The organism is Streptococcus sp. FSL E2-3494 (assembly GCF_038007085.1).
Classification (GTDB): domain Bacteria; phylum Bacillota; class Bacilli; order Lactobacillales; family Streptococcaceae; genus Streptococcus; species Streptococcus thermophilus.
Genome location: NZ_JBBOWN010000001.1, coordinates 1,418,371 through 1,439,589 on the forward strand (window position 1 = coordinate 1,418,371; position 21,219 = coordinate 1,439,589).

Consider the following 21,219-nt stretch of genomic DNA (forward strand, 5'->3'; position numbering starts at 1 on the left):
AGAAAAAAAGCCGAAATAATCGGCCTTTTCAGTATTAATTCATATTGACACGGTGCCATTCATTAATAACATAAGCGAGCATCCCCAATTGTTGAAGACCCCAACCGCTAATTTCATCTGATTCCTCAGTTGAACCACCAAGGTAACCGGTATAGATTGCTACCATATAAGGTGTATCTTCCATGACAATAGCATCAACGTTGAGTGCTTCACGAACGTAGCCTGGTTTTTGATAGATGGTTAAACCAGGAAGATAAGTTTTGTAGTATTCATTTGAGAAAGACTCACCAATATAGTGGAGAATATTCTTATAATTCTCTTGGTGTTTCCAAAGGTAATCCAAGACTTGGATGTAATAATCCGTTGTTGTCTTATTACCATGCATTTGAATAGTTTTAACTTTCCCTTTTGACTTACCGTATTTATCAAGCATGCCATAGAATTTTTCCATACCGCCAAGACGTTCTGCCAATGCATAGGCAGGCGTATTCTCAGAATAAACTAGAGAATATTCTTGCATCTCTGGGATGGTCATTGCACCACCAAAGGAGGCAACATACTTATCATGTTCTCCTTGATATTCATATTCAGTATTATTAATATCAAAACGTTCAGTTAAAGAAAGCTTCCCTCTATTAACCTCATCCATAACAAGCATGTTTAGTGGCAATTTGTAGGTTGATCCTGCAGTCATTGGCTGAGTATCATTCATAGAGAATTGCTCATTTGTCTTGGTATTTTTATATGAGAAGGCAATTTGGCTAGACTCGATTCCCTGATCAGCCATAAAGGCTTCAACCACTTGGTTCAATGTCATGTTAGCATAATCATAATACAATCCATTAGCATACATCGTATCTGCATCTGCTTCCATGACTGCTTTTTTAGCTTCAGCTGACTTGTTGGTTGGAGTTACCTTTTCCTCTTTTTTCTTATCCTCTTTTTTAGTTACCTTAGAGTTAGAACCAAAAATGTTCCCAAGGTCCCCAGTGTGACCAGCCTGTTTTCCTCGCCCTGCTAAGGCAAGCATAGCAACAAACACAAGAATAACTACTACACCCAGAAGAATTAAGATAAGATAAGGTTTCTTATCATCACTGAATGATTTCGCTCTAGATTTTTTAGAGCGTTTACTTCTAAGTAATAAGGTTTCAGTTTTTTCTTCTTTTTCCTTGTGTCCTACTGGTACCGATGTTTCCTCAACTGGTTTCTTTTCTACTGATTTTTTAGAAACCTTTTTCTTATCTTTTTTGTTATTCTTCTCGTCGCTTCTTTCGACATCTTTTTTACTATCTTTACTGTCTTTCTTAACGTCTTTTTGAAGGTCTTGTTTTAGCGAATCTTTCTTCTTATATTTAGTTTTTTGGCGGCTTCCACTATACTTTTTACTTGAATATTTTTTCTTTTTTTTCATACCAATTATAGTTTAAGCTATAATAGTACAAAAAGCAAGGAGATTTTACAACCATATTACAAAAAAAGGCTCTATAATTTCTGTAGTGGGTAAAACTACTGTAGGGATTATAGAGCTTTTTGAGTGTACACAAAAAGTCCCATAAGAACTATAATGAAAAGCAACCAAACCATCATTAGGAAGAACTTATGAGACTTATTAAGAATAACACAGAATTAATCGGAATCAAAGACCAAAATATCAAGATTTCACTTGTTTTTGAAACTGACACTCATATCGAGATTCAAGCAAAACTTGATTACCCTGCACCATCATGTCCTCATTGCCATGGAAAGATGATCAAATATGACTTTCAAAAGCCTTCTAAAATCCCTCTTCTCGAGCAAGCGGGAACGCCAACTCTACTACGTCTGAAAAAACGTCGTTTCCAGTGTAAAAGTTGTAGAAGTGTCACGGTAGCTGAGACATCTATCGTTGAGAAAAACTGCTAAATCTCCAATCTAGTCCGACAAAAAGTTACACAACTCCTAACTGAGAAAGTGTCACTAACTGATATTGCAAGAAGACTTCGCGTGTCGACGTCCACTGTCTATCGTAAGCTTGATCAGTTTACTTTCAAGGAACATTATGACAAACTCCCTGCTGTTATGTCCTGGGATGAGTTTGGGTTCAAGAAAGGGGAATTGGCTTTTGTGGCGCAGAATTATGAGACAAACGAACTCATAACCATCCTTGATAATCGCCGCCAAACTACTATACGAAACTACTTTTTGAAGTATCCATTGAAAGTCCGACAACAGGTACAGTTTATCACGATGGATATGTCTGGAGCTTATATTCCACTGGCTCGCAAGCTCTTTCCAAACGCAAAAATCGTTCTTGATCGTTTCCACATCATCCAGCACCTTGGACGTGCCTTTTTAAAGACAAGAATTGCAATTATGAACCAGTTCGATAAGAAGTCACTACCCTATCGAGCCCTGAAAAATCACTGGCGACTCTTCCAAAAGGACAGCCGTAAACTATCTCTCAACTCTTTTTATTCAAAGACTTTCCGCCAAACTTTAGCACCACATGAAGTTGTTGCGAAGACACTAGTCTTTTCAAAAGAGCTTACTGACTACTATACACTTTATCAGCTTTTGCTTTTTCACTTTCAGGAGAAGAGAGTAGATGAGTTCTTTGAACTGATAGAGGAAAATAGGAGCAAGGTCAATCATTATTTTCAAACTGTCTTTAGGACTTTTCTTAGACACAAGCAATACATCAAAAACGCACTAGAAACGGACTATTCAAACGCGAAACTTGAAGCGACTAATAAGTTGATCAAAGACATCAAACGTTTGGGCTTCGGTTTTAGAAACTTTATCAACTTTAAGAAGTGTGTCTTCATCACACTGAACATACATAAAAAAAGGACCTATCCGGTCCTCTCTAGATGTTAGCTTTTCGTCACCCACTACAGTTGACAAAGAGCCCAAAAAAACACCCTCAAGACTGAGGATGATTCTAGACTTATTTAGCTTCTGCGTAAAGCTCAGCAACTTTATTCCAATTGATGATTTCAAAGAAGGCTTTGATGTAGTTTGGACGTACGTTACGGTATTTTAGGTAGTAAGCATGTTCCCAAACATCAAGTGCCAAGATTGGTTTTTTACCGTCTGAGATAGGTGTATCTTGGTTGGGAGTTGAAACAACTTCAAGTTTACCTTCTGCGTTAACCACAAGCCATGCCCACCCTGAACCAAAACGAGTTGTCGCTGCCGTAGTGAAAACTTCTTGGAAAGCTTCAAATGAACCGAATGCTTCGTTAATAGCGGCTGCTACTTCTGCAGTTGGTTCTTGTTTTTCTGGTGACAAAAGTTCCCAGAAAAGTGCGTGGTTAAGATGTCCACCACCATTGTTAATAAGTGCTTGACGAATGTCTGCTGGAATTTTTTCTACATCAGCCAAAAGCGCTTCAAGGTCCTCACCAATTTCAGGGTGTTTTTCAAGCGCAGCATTAGCATTCGCCACGTAAGTTGCATGGTGTTTGTCATGATGAAGAGTCATTGTTTCAGCATCAATGTATGGTTCCAAAGCATCGTAAGCGTAAGGAAGATCTGGAAGAATAATAGCCATAGTAAAGGTCCTCTTTTCATTTTTTTCCATCTTACCATAAAGTGATAGAGCTTTCAAAAATTTTGCTTACAAAATCTTGGAAATCTCCATTTTTTTAGCTGTTTGACGCTATTTTTAAAAGTTCTAAATCAAGTAGATAATCTTTATCTAAAGTTCCTGTTTTTATCTGGTAGTCTGTCTCAACCAGAGTCTTAATCGTTGTCTTTAAAAATGCAACTGATAAATGACGACTATCTCTTATAGCATAGCGAACCTGAAATGGATTAACTTTCCGACTTAGATAGTCTGAAAGACTTGAAACAATTTGTTGCTCGCTTTTACCTTGAGCAGATAACAATTTGACTTGCAGATAGGTGCGGAATTGTCCCAGCATAACAGCAATCAACTTAATCTCATCTTCTCCTTGCAATCGTAAATCATGAACCAATTCACGAACATCTTGAATCTGTCCTCTCAAAAGAAGTTGAGTCATATCAAAAATGTTATCTTGTAAACTTTTAGGAATAGCCTCCATAATGTCTTGCGATGAGATATTCCCTTCAGTTTTATATCCTTTTAAAAACGCCAGATTCTTTTGAATATCTGAAAAATCAAAACTTGACTTGACTAAGAGTTCCTCAAATACCCCTTTATCAAAAGTGAGTCCCTCTTGATGTGCCTGTTTTTGAAAATAAGTTCTAAGCTCTGTATCCTTTAAAGAGTTAGCTTCAAGTACCAAAGCATCACGTTTTAGGAGTTTAACCAACCGACGCTTCCCATCGAGCTTTCCAGAAGCCATTAATACAAGACGTGTTGTTTCTACAGGTGATTGAAGATAATTTTCAAGACGTTTCAATGCTTTTTCATCTAGATAAGACTTTTTAGCAGTCGTCATATCTGCGAAATGATCAAAAATAACTACCTTTTCATCTGCAAAAAAAGGCATACTTTCCAAATCGAGTTCAGCATCCTGATAATCAGTCTCGGACATATCAAAATAGGAATAGGTCAAGTCGCTTGAATCAAATCCAATTTGTTTTAAAAATTTTTCTTTAGCTTGACTATACTGACCTAAATCCTCGCCAGCCAAGACAGTTATCTTAGGAAGTTTTTCTCTGCTCAGCTTTTCAATCGTTTCCATAGCAATCATGGTTATATTATACCAGAATTTTCATTATAACAAAAAGCTCACCACCGAAGCGATGAACTTTACTTTATTAACCAGAGTTTCGAAGTCCTGTTGCAATACCATTGATAGTAATATGAATAAGACTAATTTCGTCATCAGTCAGATTATTATTACGAAGACGTTTAATCAATTCAATTTGGATGTAGTTCAAGACGTTGAAGTATGGCAATCGGAAACCCAAACTCGCTTTAAGAGATGGGCTTTCTTCAAGGAAGTCATCATGTTTTTCAATCGCAAGAATGACATTCTTAGTCAGCTGCCACTCATCCAAAATGATGTTAAAGACGCTACGAACTTCTTCACTCTCTGCCAACTGTGCATAGTGGAAGGCAATATTCATATCTGATTTTGAAAGCACCATATCCACGTTAGACAAAAGTGAACGGAAGAATGGCCATGTTTCAAACATGTGTTGAAGTTTTTCAAGGTTTCCTTCTTCAGCTTCAATATAGTGATTAAAGGCAGAACCCACACCATACCAACCTGGTAACATGATACGGTTTTGTGACCATGAGAATACCCAAGGAATAGCACGAAGTCCTGAAATATCAGTAATAGTCTTACGAGCAGCTGGACGAGAACCAATATTTAAACTTGATACTTCCTTGATTGGACTTGCTTCAAAGAAGTAATCATAGAAATGTTCATTTCCGAAGACAAGATCTCGATAAATACCATTAGAATCTTGAACAATACTATCCATAATTTCACGGAAATCAACCAATTCATCAGGATCAGTAATTTGGCGTGTTACCATGCGATCAAGCGTAGCTGAAACTAGCATTTCAAGATTGTAGTAAGCTGCATCCTTATTGCCATATTTATTACCGATAACCTCACCTTGCTCCGTCAAACGGATACGGTCTTTAATAGTACCAAATGGTTGAGAAGTAATAGCATCGTAAGATGGGCCACCACCACGACCAACTGTACCACCACGGCCATGGAAGAAGGTAATTTTAATGCCACGCTCTTCACCAATCTTGGTCAACTCGTTCTGAGCCTTGTAAAGCGTCCAACCTGAAGACAAGTAACCACCATCTTTGTTTGAATCTGAGTAACCCAACATGATTTCTTGGTAGTTATTGCTATTCTTAATCCATCGTTTAACAATATCATAACCAAGGTATTGTTTCATGATTTCATTAGAGTTTTCCAAGTCTTCGATGGTTTCAAACAGTGGAACGATTTGAACACGCGCACGCTCAGTATCAACTAAACCAACTTCTTTAAGAAGGATGGCTAACTCAAACATATCTGAGACGCTCTCAGTGTGAGAGATGATATGTTGTTTGATGACTTCTTCACCAAGATAGTCCTTCAAAAGACGAGCAGTACGGAAGATAGCTAATTCTTTTTCAAGCGTTTCAGACTTAGATACATTTGTTGATGATAAGGTACGCGGATCTTCTTGCAATTCTTTAAGAAGAACAGCAACCTTTTCAACCTCTGTCAATTCACTGTAGTTGTCAACAATGTTTGCAGATTTAAGCAACTCTGCCACACAAGCTTCATGAACGCTTGAATCCTGACGCATATCAATTGTTGCAAGGTAGAATCCAAAGACCTCAACAGCTTGAAGAAGCTCTTCGAAATCACCGGAAATCAAGACAGAATCATCATTTTCGAGAAGTGAATTTTTAATTGCCAAAAGATCATCATGGAATGCTTCAGCTGTTTCATAAAATTCGGTAGTTTGTTGTGAGACAGCTTGAAGACTTTGGCTGAGACGGTCATGCACAAAATCAGCTACTACTTCACCTGTTGAAACTGAGCCAAGACGAACATTTTCAGAAAGACGCTTAGCAGCTCTTTCATTGCTAAAGTTACCTGCTTTGAAGAAAAGAAGCGTCTGAATCAATTTAGATTGAATGTAACTAAAAGCACGACGGTATGGTTCGTTTTCACGGTAAACAGATGTATCTGGAGAAAGTTTCGCCATTTCTGCTACTGTTTCTGAAACTTCAGTCAAACGTGATGAGAGTGAGAATGAGCGGTAAAGATTATCAACTTTTTCAATATAGTAATTGAGGATAACTTCACTTTGTAATGTCGCAGAAAGTTTAAGAGTTTCTGCCGTTACAAATGGGTTCCCGTCACGGTCACCACCAATCCACATTCCCATTGTAATAGGTGTTGGATTATCAAGTTCGATACCTTTTTCAACCGCTAAACGTTTGAATTCATGCGATAGCTTGGTAATCGCCTTAATCAATGAGGAGTTGTAATACTCCATAACGTTAGTGATTTCGTTTTTAACTTTAAGTTTCTTCTCACGAATGATATCCGTTTTCATCATAATCTCTACATAACGACGCAAATCCGCATACCATTTATCCTTATTAATAAGACCATCCTTAACGTCACGATGCTTACGGAGAAGTTCGTGAATGTGGTTAGTCAATTCAAGCATGGTTTTACGTTGAACCTGAGTTGGGTGAGCTGTCAATACCGGCACGACATTAACATTTTCAAGAATGTCACGCGCATTGTCGCTTTCAGCGACAACATCAAAGGTTTCAGACAACTTACCTAAATAAGATTCATCAATATTATTTTTGCGGTTGACTTCATAAGCCAAATCCACGTCCTCAGAGATATTAATCAAGAGAGGTAACAAAGAGAAATAACGTGATGCAACGACCATATCATCATTTGTCATTTCTGAAATGGCTTGTGTAAGGGCCTCATAGTCACCTTCATCATAAAGTTCAACCAAATGTTGGATAGTCGTGAGGCCTTGCTCACCAGCTATGCCTCGTGTTGCATCATCCAACAATTCTTTCAAGATACCAACTTCTTCAGAGATGATTTCCTGGTTGTTACTGCTTTCCAATTTGTTAAAAGCCAAACCGTATTCTCCTTACTTTATGTAGTACCCTTTTATGATATCACTTTTAAAACAAAAGTAAACTGTTTTTCTGTAAATCGTCAGTTGTTTTGCAATTTTCTGACTTTTATTAAAAAATTATTAGTCCTATTTCCGAACTTTATAAAAAAAAGACTCTGAATTAGAGTCTAAAATCTTAATTATACTTTTCTTGGTAGAATTTGATTTCATCACCATCTTGAACTTTAAGTTGATTAGCAGCTTTCTCACCGATTTTTCCATTGACATCAAACATCCAATAAATCCCCTTCTCCTTGTCTTGAGAAATTCCATCAATTTCAGTAATAAAACCATCATTTTCTTGAACAGGATATATTTCTTTTAAAACATCAAGGACCGTATCACCTTTTTTGAATTCTACGGATTTTTTCTTACTTTCCTTTTCAGTTTTTAAAATCAAAGTAACCTGGCCTTGACCCTTAGACTGATGATTGTTTGTGCTACTAGTAGGTTTAGCAGACTCATTTTTTCCACAAGCGCCTAAAGTAACAAGAGAAAAGGCAAGAGCTAAACATATCAATAATTTTTTCATTTCAAAAGTCTCCTAAAAATAGACTGAATAAATGGATAGAATAGAAGCGTCGATACTGCATGATAAGTATCATAAAGAAGTCCAGAAACAACAAAGGTAAGACCGCTCTTAAATAGGAGGCCATAACTATAATCCAAGAGAACTCCGTAGAGAAAGGATAAAATAGTTACTAAAGCAATCTGCCAAACAAGTGATAACCTAGGTGCAATCAAGCTCCAAAGAGCCATCAAAATGCCGAAGGCCAAGATTTGATTAAAAACCCAGGGACCAAACCCAAAGATGAATCCTGAGATTGACATGGTCAAAGCCATAATCAAGAAACCATCTACTAACCCCAAATAAAGGACAGACACAAAAAACATAGCTGTGATAGGCTGAATATTTGGCAATCCTATAAATGCTGACCGCAATCCTACTGCCAGTGCTGACAAAATGGCTATCCGAGCCATTCGTTGAATCGTTAGTTTCATATATCTATTATGCCAGAAATAAGTTGAATTGACTAGGTATGATACTTATTTATTTAATTAAAAAAGAAAATAACTGCTAAAAGAAAGAGGCCAATCACATGATTAGCCTTCCCTGAGTTACATTTGTTTCAAGCGTTCCACCCGTTCTGAAATTGGTGGGTGAGTATAAAAGAGCTTCTGTAAACCAGATTCTTTTTTAGGGTCATTGATAAAGAGGGCTGCGCTAGCATCATCCACGTGATGTTGCATTGGCGCACTATTATCAAGTTTGAGCAGAGCGTTAATCATACCTTGTGGGTTACGTGTCAATTCGACGCTAGAAGCATCAGCTAAAAATTCACGCTGGCGTGAAATAGCCAACTGAACCAAGGTAGCTGCCAAAGGCGCCAGAATAATGGCAATCAAAGAAATAATGAGAAGAATAATTTCCAAGCCACTACTTCCATTACGATCATCATCATTACGACGACGGACTCCACCCCAGAACATCATATTGCGGGCCATACCAGATAGCATGGTGATGGCAGATGCCAAGGCAACTGCAATGGTCGAAATACGGATGTCATAGTTACGAATATGACTCACTTCATGTCCAATAACCCCTTCAAGTTCCTCACGATTCATAACCGTAAGAAGACCTGTCGTAGCAGCTACTGCCGCATTTTTAGGGCTAGACCCCGTAGCAAAAGCATTCATTGAAGGATCATCGACAATAAAGACACGTGGCATCGGTATTTGTGCCACCATAGCCATATCCTCAACAACATGATAAAGGTTCGGAGCGGTTTGTTCATCAACCTCTCGTGCACCGTTCATAGCCATAACGACATTAGTTGATTGGAAAATCATGGTAACGGCATAGATAAAACCGATAACTAGAGCAAGAATCAGACCACCGAAGCCTGAACCTAACCAAAGATAGCCAACACCGTAACCAACAAGGCCCAACAAGAGGAAAAAGACAAGGAGCAAAAGCCAAGTCTTTCTCTTATTTCGAGCAATTTGATCAAATAACATATTAGTTACCTAGTCCACTGAAATCAACCTTAGGCACAGCTTTTTCTTCTTCTGGTGTTTCAAGGAATTCAGCAGCCTTAAAGCTAAACATCTTGGCAATAAAATTGCTTGGGAATGTTTCCAATTTCACATTGTAGTTACTTGTTACACTGTTATAAAGTTGGCGTGAATAGGCAATTTTGTTTTCAGTGTTCGTCAACTCTTCTTGAAGCTGACTGAAGTTTGCACTGGCCTTAAGGTCAGGGTAACTTTCAGCAACCGCAAAGATTCCAGAAACCTGGCGTGTCAATTCATCACTAGCACGCATCGCTTCTGCAGGTGAAGTTGCAGCTGCTACTTGATTACGAAGTTCTGTTACTTTTTCAAGCGTTGAACCTTCGTATTTTGCATACCCTTTAACAGTTTCAATCAAGTTAGGAAGAAGGTCATTACGACGTTTCAATTGAACATCAATTTGACTCCACGCCTCCTTGGTTTGCATGCGGCTATTAACCAAGCCGTTATAACTTGCAATAACAAAAATCACGAGAACAACAATAATGGCAATAATAATCCAAATCATATTTTTTATTCCTTTCTTATACCTAAAGAAAGTCCGTACGACTTCTCTTACAAGTATCTTTAATAGTCTTAGTATATCAAATTTTCAGATAAAAGTGATAGAATGTGAGTTTTTTTTTTACTCTTTAGACGTGTGTCGTTTGCCTTGGGCTAGGGCATCTGCTTCTGTCATAGTGACGACATTAGCCTTATTGGTATTGCTAGGCATACTATTGATGTCATACCAATAAACATCTGCTGCTCCATGACGCGCCACATAAACTGTTCTACTTTCTTCTTGTGTAGGTTGCGCAGGCTCTGGATCAGGACTCGGTTGTTCAGCCACTGGTGATCTCTCAGGACTAGGCTCAGATGGTGCCTCAGTAAATTCAGTAACCGTATTTGTCGCTGTTCCATCCGCATAATTTATTTCTGCATTTGGTGATTGGTTATCCAAGACATCATGCGTAACTCCCTGACTGTCGAGAGTCTCCTTATCTCCACCAAGTTTAATTTCCAAAAGATTTCCAGAACTATCAATACCAACATATTGAAGTTCCACTTGACGAGGCAACAACTCGTATCCACTGTAGATAGCTGTTACCTTATAATCTAACCAATAGTTAGGATGGAGTGCCAGCCAGTTATCCAAGCGATTCTCGTAATAAAGCATACCTGACTGATTACCCTCGTCGGTTCCTTTATAATTTCCAGAGTTTAATCAGGCAGTCATAGGTACTAAATTCTTGCCCTCGTCATTGACACCAGAAAATTGATAGCCAATCCAAATGCCCTCGATTCATTAGCCAAGATTTTGATTTACCATCACCATAATAAAACTTATAGTTATGCCATCCTACAGGATCATATTTTATTTTACCATGATGTTTATTCTTCGGCTCGTCCTTATCTTGTAACTGTATATGAGCACTGTGGGCACGTCCTAGCTGGTCCTTCTCCTCCATGACAAACTGCTTTTGACCATTAAAAGCTAATATACCATTAATCTCATCTGCTTGAGCGACTTGAGGGGGCACAGCCAATGATTGTTTGCTAGCATCTACAGAAACTCCAAAACCTAAAGTAAATACTAAAACAACAAGAGCAATTAAACGAATCCTACTATTTATTTTTTCTTTCATCATCTTAACACCATAATATTTTTATGACTTTAATTATACAGGACCAAATCAAAATATACGATTAAAAATAGGGGACTCCTCATCAGGCAACAAGGTCTTCTCCAAGATAGCTATACCATAGACCGGCTCCATCTGCTCATACATCTTATGCGTCTGTCCTTGTTGGCGTAATTGTTACACATTTTCCACCAGCTGGTTAGCCAAATAATAATGAAAACGATTGAGAAAATAATGCTGCTTACGCACCTGAATCTCAATAATGACCTCAGCTCCATCATTCAACTTAGCCCGAACATCCACCGAGGTTGAAAAGAGCTCATCCTCGTCAAAGCCCTTTTTATGAAGCTGCGTCCCCTCCAAAATCTGAGCGTCCACAACATCCAAATCCAAAATATCTCTAATAAAAGCAACCGTTATCTCAGGCAGGCTGAAAATCTTCTTAGCCATGATATCCAAGGTCGGTGAGACATGCTTGTGTCTTTTTTCCATTTACCTCTCCTTAGGAAAAAATAGAGGGTTGGCCCCCCCTACTACTACTATTCGGAAAAAGCAAATGAAAGTTTGCAACTACCCCTTAAATGCTTTCACAAAAGTCTTGAGTTCCTCGTCTGCTTCTGGTGTGGTTCCATGAAGCTGGCCAAGCATATCAAGAAGGGAGGCTGTCTGACTTTCGATCGTCGCATTGGTCTGATTAATCTTAGCCACAATCTCGGTCAAGGGCTCCACTTCTTCTTCCTCAAAGATATCCACATAACGAGGAATATTAAGGTTGTAGTCATTTTCCACAATCTCTTCAAAGCTAGCCAGATGGGCAAACTTGTCCATATCCTCACGGCTCTTATAGGCATTGAGAATCTTCTCAATATGAGCATCCGTCATGATGTTCTGATTTTTCCCCTTATCAAACTCCTTAGAGGCATCGATAAAGTAAACATCACGATTGGTGCGGTTCTTTTTGAGAATGATAACCGTCGTTGGAATACTGGTGTTAAAGAAGATATTAGCAGGTAGACTAATAACCGTATCAATAGCTCCTTCTTCCAACAAAGCCTTACGAATAGTCCCTTCGGCATTACCACGGAAGAGTACCCCATGAGGTAGGACGATGGCCATAACACCATTGTCTTGTTTCAAGTGATAGTAACCATGCAAGAGGAAGGCAAAATCAGCCTTAGACTTAGGTGCTAGTTTCCCAAATGGTGAGAAACGAGGATCATCCATGAATCCTGAGCTGGCAGACCACTTGGCTGAATAAGGTGGGTTCATGAGAACACCGTCAAAGTTAGTTGGCTCTTGGGTTGGCCAATCCTCATCCAAGGTATCTGCGTTGTGTAAAAACTGGTTTTCAATCGGCACACCATGCAGAATCATGTTCATACGTGCCAGATTATAAGTTGAGGTATTCAACTCTTGACCAAAGTAAACCACGGTCTGTGGTTGACGTGAATAACGTTTGGCATTAAGCAAGAGCGAGCCTGACCCCATAGTCGCATCGTAGAGGGTAAAGCCTTGCTTGTCCTCACGACCTAAAAAGGCAATCTGGGTCATAAGCTTGGCTACAGGTTGCGGTGTATAGAACTCACCAGCTTTCTTACCCGAATCCGTCGCAAACTGACCAATTAAGTACTCGTAAGCATCACCAAGCATATCACCAGCATGACCAGCCACATCTAAGACCGCCAACTCCTTCATCACAGCCGCAACCGTTTGGTTTTGCTTTTGTGGAGTCGCCCCAAGTTTCTTAGAGTAGAGATCGATATCTTCAAAAAGGTTTTCATAAAGCTCGTCACTCTGCTCAATATCACGGAAACCCTGAGCCAGGTCCTCTAGCTGGAAGCTTCCATCATTCACTCGCTCTACTAAGGCCGTAAAGGTCAAGTCAGGATGAATGGCATAACTCATCTCATCAGTAATAACTGCCAAGAGGTCCTCGTGAGTCTCCTCATCCTCATAGTATTTACGATAGACCGCCAGTGCCTCTTCCAAGTTCTCTGTATCCTCCTCCATGGTCTCTGCCACGAAAAAGAGCATCTTGTCCGACAAATACTTGTAAAAGACCATGCCCAAGAGATAAGACTTGTAGTCATTGGCATCCATCTTAGAGCGGAGAACATCCGCTGAGTTCCACAGGGCTTGATAAAGCGACTGGGAGGTTTGTGTTGTTTCTGACATAATGTTTCTTTCTTTGTATTTTTGAATGTTATCCTATTAGTTCTAATAGCCAATCACGACTGTTTCCACTTCCTTGATGACCTCATCTGAAATATCAGAAATGGGAAGTTGGTAAATCGTATTTTGACGTGGGTTGAAAATGCCTAGATTTTCAATGGTTTGAAACTCTGGATGAATCGAACGCCTACCCATGAGATAGTAAATCAGTAGCTGCAAGGTATGGTCTTTATTAGGCTTGCTGGTGGTGACTTTAAAGTCCCAAAGGGTATCTTTGGTCAGGAAATCCCCGTCACCAGTCGTTATGGTAGCTGTATAAGCCCCTTCCATGGTAAAACCATCCGCAGTCACAGGGCCAAAGGCCTTGAAGAAGCTCAAACTACGCTCAACCATGATACGAATATTCGAAATGGTAGCTTGATCTGGGACAATACTCTCCACTGGACGATAAGCCAGAGGACCCGCACGAAAGGCACTATCAAAACCTGCCAACTGACAAGCCTTAGTAATCGACAAATCATCCAGCCTCTTAACATCATCCAGAAGACCAAAAGCCTTAGACTCCATCCTCATGACTCTAGCACCAAGTAAGGAAATCTCAAAAGCCTCCTCAACGGTTGTCCCATCCATGAAACGACTAAGATAGTCCACAGCAGTCCCAACCAAACTAGCCGCAATAGACTCCTCAGGATTAAGAACCTGACCATCATCAAGCGTCGTCACAGTAAAAGTCTTGACAGGAAGATAACCACCACGAGGCTGTTTAATCTGTTTGATACGTTGTGTTACTGATACCATGTTTGTCTCCTTTTAAAATACTCTGCATTAAATCTTAAGTCTCGACCTTAAATCTTGTGTCTTCCATCTTAGTAAATGTGAAACCTTCCTTCTCCATCTTTTCAAGTCTCGGTTTAATTTTAGAAATGACAGACTCCTTATAATCAGTATGCTTATGAGGGGATTCAAATAAATATCTACCAGTCCAAATAGTATACCTCTTGTCCTCAGGAATAATATCAAATCCTTCATAGTCTAGTTCATTCGTAATAATAAATTGAAAAATCCAAAAAGATAAGAACTCCCTGTCATCAAATAATTTTATAGCCTCCCAAATAGTATTATCCCAAAGCTCAAACTTTTCAAACAATCTCTTACTACTTAAATAGGTTAACAGAAAAAAGTCCTTTCTACGTAAGTTTGAAAAAGTCTCAGTATCTATTCTTAAATCAGAATAATATAGTCCTAGTTCGTGAAAACTAAGCAAGTCGTGTTTATTGAGAAAATATATGATTTCAGACTGGTCCAGATTCTCATTCCTAAGGATAGATTCCCACATATTTATAATCCTAGTAATAACATCCTTAGTCAGAGGTGAATCCCTTTCATATGAAGGTATAACCTCATTCAAACTTTCTTGAACAATAAAATTCATTGAAGGACTATTCTTAAACTTTATTGATTCTTTTATTACCATAATCAAAAGTTGTTTTTTCATTTTTTTAGAGAATACTCGGAATTGACTAGATAAGTATTTGTAAAAATCAGATGATTGATCAGAATCAATAATCTCTGAGATTAATTTCTCTGAGTTACTAGTAAACAGTAGTTCTAACTCAATTTTTGTTCGGTTGATTGTTTGCTCGTATAATAAATATTCTAACTTATTCTTTTTGAAACTTGATGGATAATCCGAATTATCTGAACTCTGAATTTCAGATAATTGTTCTTTTATTGTATAACCTATTCTTTTTATATCCAGAAACCCTGACTTTTCTGATTCCTCCACCCTAATTGCTTCATCGTTAAGCAGATTCATATATAAATCTGGATAAAATAGATAAGCATAAATCACAAGTAATTGCTGCTTAACTTGAACGTGTCCTAACTTTCCTCTTGTAAAGAATTCTTGATTGACATAATCATTAAAGTGTTCTCTATCTCGTAGATTCCTGTTCTCAGAACTTATTCTTTTTTTTAAAATCATCAGAAAGTACTGTATTAAATTTATCTTCTAGAACACTAAAATAGTTATTCCATATTTTAGATGGATGCAAATCAAATGGCAGTTCAACTTGTCTATCAATTACTTTTGATAAATAATTATCATCACTTTTATGAACCTTTGTAATATCACCAACAAAAACTATAGGCAACTTTCCATTTATCAAACTGAAAAGTTTATAACTTTCTTCTTGTTGCTTTTCAGACATTCTATCAAAGTCATCAATAATCAGGACTTTCGAAAATTTTGGTAATTTACTTAATGAGAAACAATAAAATTCATTCGATTTTTTCTTAAAAACTTGCCATACAGCAACTATTAATGCTACTACTCCTCCTAGTTTCAGAATCAAAGGTTTTGAGCCACCAAAATAATTACTCAACCCAATATCAACAACATTAGTCATCAGTATAGATACAGCCACTAGCAGGATAATACCCAGTCTTATAGTCCAATATAAAAGAGGATGTAATTTTGAAAATGCAATCTCGATAGTTGAACGAGTATCAGATAACCTCCAAAAATCAATGGTAATAAGTTTATTTTGGGAACCTCTCTTCACTTCTTTTAAAAATTCCGACTTACCAGATCCCCAACTACCATTTAAAAAATATGTTTTATTATCATTGAGTAATTCAGAAAAGTTTTTTGCTGCAACTGTGGTATCAATGTGCTCTAACTTAATGAATTCATGCTCCATACATCACTTTCTCCTTAGATGAACATATCCTGCAAAAGCTTCTTTTTTAGAGTTTCTAGCTGCGAAATTTTTTCTTGGTAAGAATTAATGAGGTTATCGAGGTTTGAGAAATAGGCGCCAATGGCTTGTTGTTCTTCGAGAGTTGGAATTTGAATAATTGCTTCTTTTATATCATTCGAACTAATTGATTCAAACGTTGAACCTGTACTAAATTTATTCCAGAAACCAGTCATTTTCATTTTTTCTAAAGTATAAAAAATAAAGTCATTACCTTTTATTGCTGCAACTCCACGCCCAATAACTACATTGTAATCCGTTTTACCAATATCACCAACAGGAGCTCTCACAGTTAGAATTATATCGCCAATTTCTGCCATTTTAGTAACTTCCGTCGTCCATAATCTAGGAACGACCTGCTTATCTTTAATATCTGCATTTCCTTGAACAAGAATATAATCATTCGGATTATCTGTATAGTTTTCTGACTTGGGAGATTGTCCCATTGTAATATTTGTAACTTCAGAGAGTATTTTATTTTCCCACTCACCTTCAAATCCATCCAAACGTATCTCAGGAACAGTATGTCCAGCTTTAGGAAACATTTTGGAAAGCATGGTCGCCTTGAGAGATTGGTAGTTGGCGAGATTATTTTTGTAGCTAGACAGAAGGTCGTCAAGGGTACGGAAAAGGGAGCCGATGGCAGATTGTTCTTCTATACTAGGCAAATAAATTTCAGCTGATTTTATATCGTTTGAATTAATACTCTCAAAAGTTGATCCCGTAGAGAACTTTGACCAATAGTGAGACTGTTTCATTTTTGTTAATAGTTGAAACAAAAACTCATTTCCTTTTATCGCTGCTACCCCACGACCTAAAACAACATTGTAGTCTGTCTTACCTATATCTCCAACGGGTGCTCGAACACTTAAAATTAAGTCACCTTTTTCGGCTAACTTTGTAACCTGTGTTGTCCAGACTCTTGGGATAACCCTACCATTCTGCATATCTGCATTACCTTGTACTAATATATAATCATTTGGATTATCAGTATAGTTTTTACTATCAGGTGATTGCCCCATAATTATTTCGACAGTTTTTCCAAGGCTTTGCTTTACCCATTCATCTTCAAAATTTTGAAACCTAATTTGTGGAGCATTACTTTGTTTTTTCATATACCTTCTTTTTCCTATACTCATTTAAGATATTTTTTACAACTTTGGTTAATGCTATTTCTTCTTTGTCCCATTTACTTCGTTTTTCATCTCCATCATAATTATACTCAAGGCAAATGTTTTCACTTTCCTTTTTTATTTTCTCAATGATATCAGATTTATTTTCTTCAATATATTCTTCAATAACATTTCTTTCTACATCGTCATAAAAAACAGGAATTAGGCTCAAATGCCTTCTCCAAGCTTCACCGTCTTGTTGAAGTAAATCTTTTAACAAATACATCAAGTTTATTTCGACAGAATCAGATAAGTAATAGTAATACATAGATGGGAATTTCATATCATCCATCCTGTCGAATAATTTTAAAAAATTATACTTTGGTTGAACAGACATCCCCCTATATTCGTCAATATAATGTGAACTGAATTCCAACAAGATTGTTTGGTGGTATTTTAGACGTAAAATCTGCCATGTTGTTCTTGCGTTGGGATGGATGAGTGCATAAACTGGAGCTTTTAGTTCATCGTTCTGTGGATCATCAACTAATTCCATAGTATATTCAGGAAATTTCTCATAGTACCAAGAACGAGTTTCATAATTTCCCTTCATCTCAATCCAATGATCGTGGTCAGTTATATAGTTAATAACACGTTCCTTTGGGAAAGGAGTTAATCCAAATCTATATTCGAATAATTTTTCAATATCGCCTATTTCTGCCTGACTATCAATTGCAGTATTCTTAGAACCTTTTCGAACATAAATTCGATATTCTCTAACTTTACCATAGTTTTTAGTTATGTAGTATGGAACCCTGTTTGATTTTTTTATAATTAAAACATCTAAATCTCCATTATTAATAGTTCGAAATTCAACTGTCGGAATCATATCTCCAGCCCAAGTTAATTTTTGTAAAAAATCCTGATAATTTTCTTGTGTCCACTTATTAGAAAATTGCTTAACTCCTGTTATTTTAACAGGTTTATCTTGAATACCCATGATAATATATGCGTCACAATTACTTAAATTATTTGCCATACAAATAATATCATGGAGAAGGTCGTTCTTCTTTTTATTTTTTTCTTCTTTACTTTGATCTTCGAAGAAATATGGTTTTTCTTTAAAATCCCAATATTCCCCTTCCACTCCAAGATAAAATAAATCTCTTACGATTTCATCTAATTGATCATTTGTTAACAATTATAATTACTCCCTGTAAACTGTAATTCCTTTTTTGAAAATCCTGATTTAACGTTTCCGATACATAGAGAAACAAGGAATTTCAAAAACCAATTCACTTTACATGTATTTTCATTCTAACGTTATCTTACATTCTGTATAATCAATTAATATTCCTGGAGAAACATTTGGAATAAAAACATTAATAGACAGTTCTTCATCAATAGAGATAGCTTGAATTTGAATACCTAATGGTATTTTATCAGTTGGCACTTTATAAATTAATTCTGATTTATACAAAATATTTCTTCCACTTCTTATAGTATCTTCAAGTTTGCTCTCAAAATAGAACTGGCTTTTAGTATTAAGACCTTGAGAATTCATGTTACTCCATGCTGTCTGGACAAAAAGGATTCTCTTATCTTTATTTTTTATTCCTCTAACAAGTTCATTAGCTAATGAATGACCAATTATATGTCCTCTATGAAAATATTTTTTAGCAAACATATCAGAAGTAACACATTCCCAATGGATGGGATCTTTTAATTTTTTTCTCTTCTTACTTCCCAAAGTATCTAAACTATCTCTTGTTAGAAATGCTTCACAAATATAAGGACGTTCATTTAAATCTGTTGGCAATTCAAGCAATTTATGTTTTTTATGTTCAAACCCACTACGTTCAAGCAATGGAATTCCATACTTTGATGTTCCACGATTAATTATAAAGTAATTTTCTTCAGAATTTTCTTCAGAAATTTCATCAGCATATTCAACTGATTTACAATCCAACAAGCTTTCCAATTCAGTTTCATCTGATACTCCTAGTAATCTAAATATTTCTTCTTTTCTCATAGTTCAACTCCACAATTCAGTCAAAATAACATCATCACTATTCGGTCTAATGACTTCTTCTTTATCTACTTTCACAAATACTGGAACTTGAATTGCATTACCTGTAATTATAACTTCTCCTTTACCTAAACTCGGAATTTTATTAAAGGATGTTTTATCCAACGTAGGCATAGTATTTACCAGCATACGTAAATCATTATCATTAACCAATCTATGGATGAAATAATTATGAACTTGTGAAAGAATAGTAGGTGAAATATCTGCTGGTCGTTGACTTGATAAAGTTAAGTAGAAACCAAATTTCCGTCCTTCCTTAATGATTTCTTCAAAAATATTCAATCTGTAGTCCTGCCAAGTATCTCCTACAGAATGGTTTTGAGCATTTAAAATATTATGTGCTTCATCAATAATCAAATGACTAGTACATGTAACATCATTTTCAGCTATTTTCGTTTTTTGTTGATCATAGATCATCTTAGAGATAAGCATAGGAACTAATCTAGTGATTTCCTGATTTGCATGGACGAGATTAATAATATTTAAACTAGAAAAATTTCCTTCAATGCTCTCTTTAACTTCAACAACCTTTTTCAAACTATTTAAAGCTGTATCAATTCTATGAAACAAAGGATTGATATGTTCAATATTCGTTGATTTCCATGCTGATTGGTGGACTCTTTGAAATTCAAGGTGAAATTTCAACTTATCAATCATCGATAACTGGTTAAAGGAGTTTTCCAATGCATTAGTCAAACCCGGAATACATAAGTATGCCAAAGCTTGATTATTAATTTCAGATTTTTCATTAATGAACACATTTGCAGGAGGACCTGAAAAATAATATTTATCAGAAGAATGAAAGTTTAGAGATATTAAATTATCAAGTAAATAAAATTCTGTTGTTTGAAGATAATCCCTTGCAACAGTAATCCAGTTTTCTTTAGCTTCTGAATTTACAGAGTCACCACTAGTCAAAATCTTCTTCAAAGTTCCCACAACAAAATGAGCAATACTCTTGCCATTGAAATGTCTTTCATTCCAAATTTTAAGGGATTTTCTTAAAAAAGGAACTTGTGTAGCAGAAGTCGCTCCGAATAGAATTGACAAAATATCTGGATCAAATAAATAATCTGAAGTTATTGGAAGTTTATCTGTTGTTTGATTTTTAGTATTAATTTCATATACTTTTTTATGGGTGCCCGTTATACCAAAACTATCATTTTTAGTATATTCACCATTAAAATCAATAACATAGAATTTTGAATGCTCTAAAATTTTCTCTTGATACTCTGACCGGAATAGTTCTAGAAATAACTTGTGTAAAGTATTAGATTTACCACTACCAGTATTCCCAAAAACACCAATATGAGAAGCAAAAATTTTATTAATCGATAAAGGAACAATTTGACCTTCCAAGATTGACTTGCCAATAGAAATTGTCGGCTCTGCGTTATCAATCCCATATATTAATTCTAAGTCCTTTTTTGAAGTAATACATACCTCATTACCAATCATCGGCACATATTGACTTGTGACTTGGAATTCACCATTTTCAATTACGCCTTTAGTTTTTAAATGAACGATTCGATTTATCGAATTTTTTGAAAAACGATTATCAAATTCTGTACTTCGAATTGTATTTTGTTGATCAGCAACTTTTTCAGTAACAACAGAAGCGATAATTTTTATATTATTCTGTAAAATTGTCAGATATGCTCCGATTTTTGCTCCTTGTAACACATCACCATACCATAGATACTCTGCATCATTAGATAAATGATACATTCCAACTTGAGAAATATCACCATCAACACCAACAATGACACCCAGTTTTTTGATATTTGACTTCATAC

Annotated in this window: 16 protein-coding genes and 3 pseudogenes; 1 reads left to right on the plus strand and 18 read right to left on the minus strand. The window is 36.5% G+C overall.

Features of this window, described 5'->3' with window-relative positions:
* Nucleotides 1-34: 34 nt before the first annotated feature.
* Nucleotides 35-1,414, minus strand: coding sequence for a serine hydrolase (locus tag NST05_RS07320; RefSeq protein WP_014608170.1), 1,380 nt, complete (start codon nt 1,412-1,414; stop codon nt 35-37).
* A gap of 188 nt (nt 1,415-1,602) precedes the next feature.
* On the opposite strand from NST05_RS07320, the pseudogene NST05_RS07325 reads away from it, so the two are divergent.
* Nucleotides 1,603-2,852: pseudogene (locus tag NST05_RS07325) on the plus strand (ISL3 family transposase).
* 77 nt (nt 2,853-2,929) lie between these two features.
* On the opposite strand, the gene sodA reads toward NST05_RS07325, so the two are convergent.
* From sodA to NST05_RS07410, 17 genes and pseudogenes are all read right to left on the minus strand, one after another.
* A complete protein-coding gene (gene sodA / locus NST05_RS07330; RefSeq protein ID WP_011680996.1) occupies nt 2,930-3,535 on the minus strand; it encodes a superoxide dismutase SodA in 606 nt (201 codons plus the stop codon).
* A 94-nt stretch (nt 3,536-3,629) separates the two neighbouring features.
* The gene (gene holA, locus NST05_RS07335; RefSeq protein ID WP_340742956.1) at nt 3,630-4,664 is read right to left on the minus strand and encodes a DNA polymerase III subunit delta; all 1,035 of its coding nucleotides are present in this window, start codon (nt 4,662-4,664) and stop codon (nt 3,630-3,632) included.
* Between the two features lie 67 nt (nt 4,665-4,731).
* Entirely contained in the window at nt 4,732-7,554 is a 2,823-nt protein-coding gene (gene ppc, locus NST05_RS07340) for a phosphoenolpyruvate carboxylase (RefSeq protein WP_011680994.1), read from the minus strand.
* Nucleotides 7,555-7,729: 175 nt separating this feature from the next.
* The gene (locus tag NST05_RS07345; RefSeq protein WP_002950368.1) at nt 7,730-8,125 is read right to left on the minus strand and encodes a DUF4430 domain-containing protein; all 396 of its coding nucleotides are present in this window, start codon (nt 8,123-8,125) and stop codon (nt 7,730-7,732) included.
* Nucleotides 8,122-8,595, minus strand: a complete 474-nt coding sequence (locus tag NST05_RS07350) for a membrane protein (protein ID WP_014608168.1) — start codon at nt 8,593-8,595, stop codon at nt 8,122-8,124. Before NST05_RS07350 ends, NST05_RS07345 begins: the two co-directional genes overlap by 4 nt.
* Before the next feature lie 117 nt (nt 8,596-8,712).
* A complete protein-coding gene (gene htpX, locus NST05_RS07355; RefSeq protein WP_340742957.1) occupies nt 8,713-9,612 on the minus strand; it encodes a zinc metalloprotease HtpX in 900 nt (299 codons plus the stop codon).
* A gap of 1 nt (nt 9,613) precedes the next feature.
* Nucleotides 9,614-10,174 carry a LemA family protein gene (locus NST05_RS07360; protein ID WP_011680991.1) on the minus strand — a complete coding sequence of 187 codons (561 nt, stop codon included), beginning with the start codon at nt 10,172-10,174 and terminating at the stop codon, nt 9,614-9,616.
* 117 nt (nt 10,175-10,291) lie between these two features.
* Nucleotides 10,292-11,297: pseudogene (locus NST05_RS07365) on the minus strand (DNA/RNA non-specific endonuclease).
* A gap of 63 nt (nt 11,298-11,360) precedes the next feature.
* A pseudogene (locus tag NST05_RS07370) lies at nt 11,361-11,783 on the minus strand (PD-(D/E)XK nuclease family transposase); the annotation flags it as partial.
* 78 nt (nt 11,784-11,861) lie between these two features.
* A complete protein-coding gene (locus NST05_RS07375; RefSeq protein WP_340742958.1) occupies nt 11,862-13,466 on the minus strand; it encodes a type I restriction-modification system subunit M in 1,605 nt (534 codons plus the stop codon).
* Nucleotides 13,467-13,508: 42 nt separating this feature from the next.
* A complete protein-coding gene (locus tag NST05_RS07380; RefSeq protein ID WP_340742959.1) occupies nt 13,509-14,261 on the minus strand; it encodes a hypothetical protein in 753 nt (250 codons plus the stop codon).
* Between the two features lie 34 nt (nt 14,262-14,295).
* Nucleotides 14,296-15,447, minus strand: a complete 1,152-nt coding sequence (locus NST05_RS07385) for an NTPase (RefSeq protein WP_340742960.1) — start codon at nt 15,445-15,447, stop codon at nt 14,296-14,298.
* Entirely contained in the window at nt 15,419-16,165 is a 747-nt protein-coding gene (locus tag NST05_RS07390) for a P-loop NTPase fold protein (protein WP_340742961.1), read from the minus strand. Before NST05_RS07390 ends, NST05_RS07385 begins: the two co-directional genes overlap by 29 nt.
* Nucleotides 16,166-16,179: 14 nt before the next feature.
* Nucleotides 16,180-17,337: a restriction endonuclease subunit S gene (locus NST05_RS07395; protein ID WP_340742962.1), complete on the minus strand. Its 1,158-nt coding sequence runs from the start codon at nt 17,335-17,337 to the stop codon at nt 16,180-16,182.
* Entirely contained in the window at nt 17,321-18,535 is a 1,215-nt protein-coding gene (locus NST05_RS07400; protein WP_046206429.1) for an ATP-binding protein, read from the minus strand. The genes NST05_RS07395 and NST05_RS07400 overlap by 17 nt, the downstream gene beginning before the upstream one ends.
* A gap of 111 nt (nt 18,536-18,646) precedes the next feature.
* Nucleotides 18,647-19,366, minus strand: a complete 720-nt coding sequence (locus tag NST05_RS07405; protein ID WP_340742963.1) for a hypothetical protein — start codon at nt 19,364-19,366, stop codon at nt 18,647-18,649.
* A gap of 3 nt (nt 19,367-19,369) precedes the next feature.
* Entirely contained in the window at nt 19,370-21,217 is a 1,848-nt protein-coding gene (locus NST05_RS07410; protein ID WP_340742964.1) for an ATP-binding protein, read from the minus strand.
* Between the last annotated feature and the right edge of the window lie 2 nt (nt 21,218-21,219).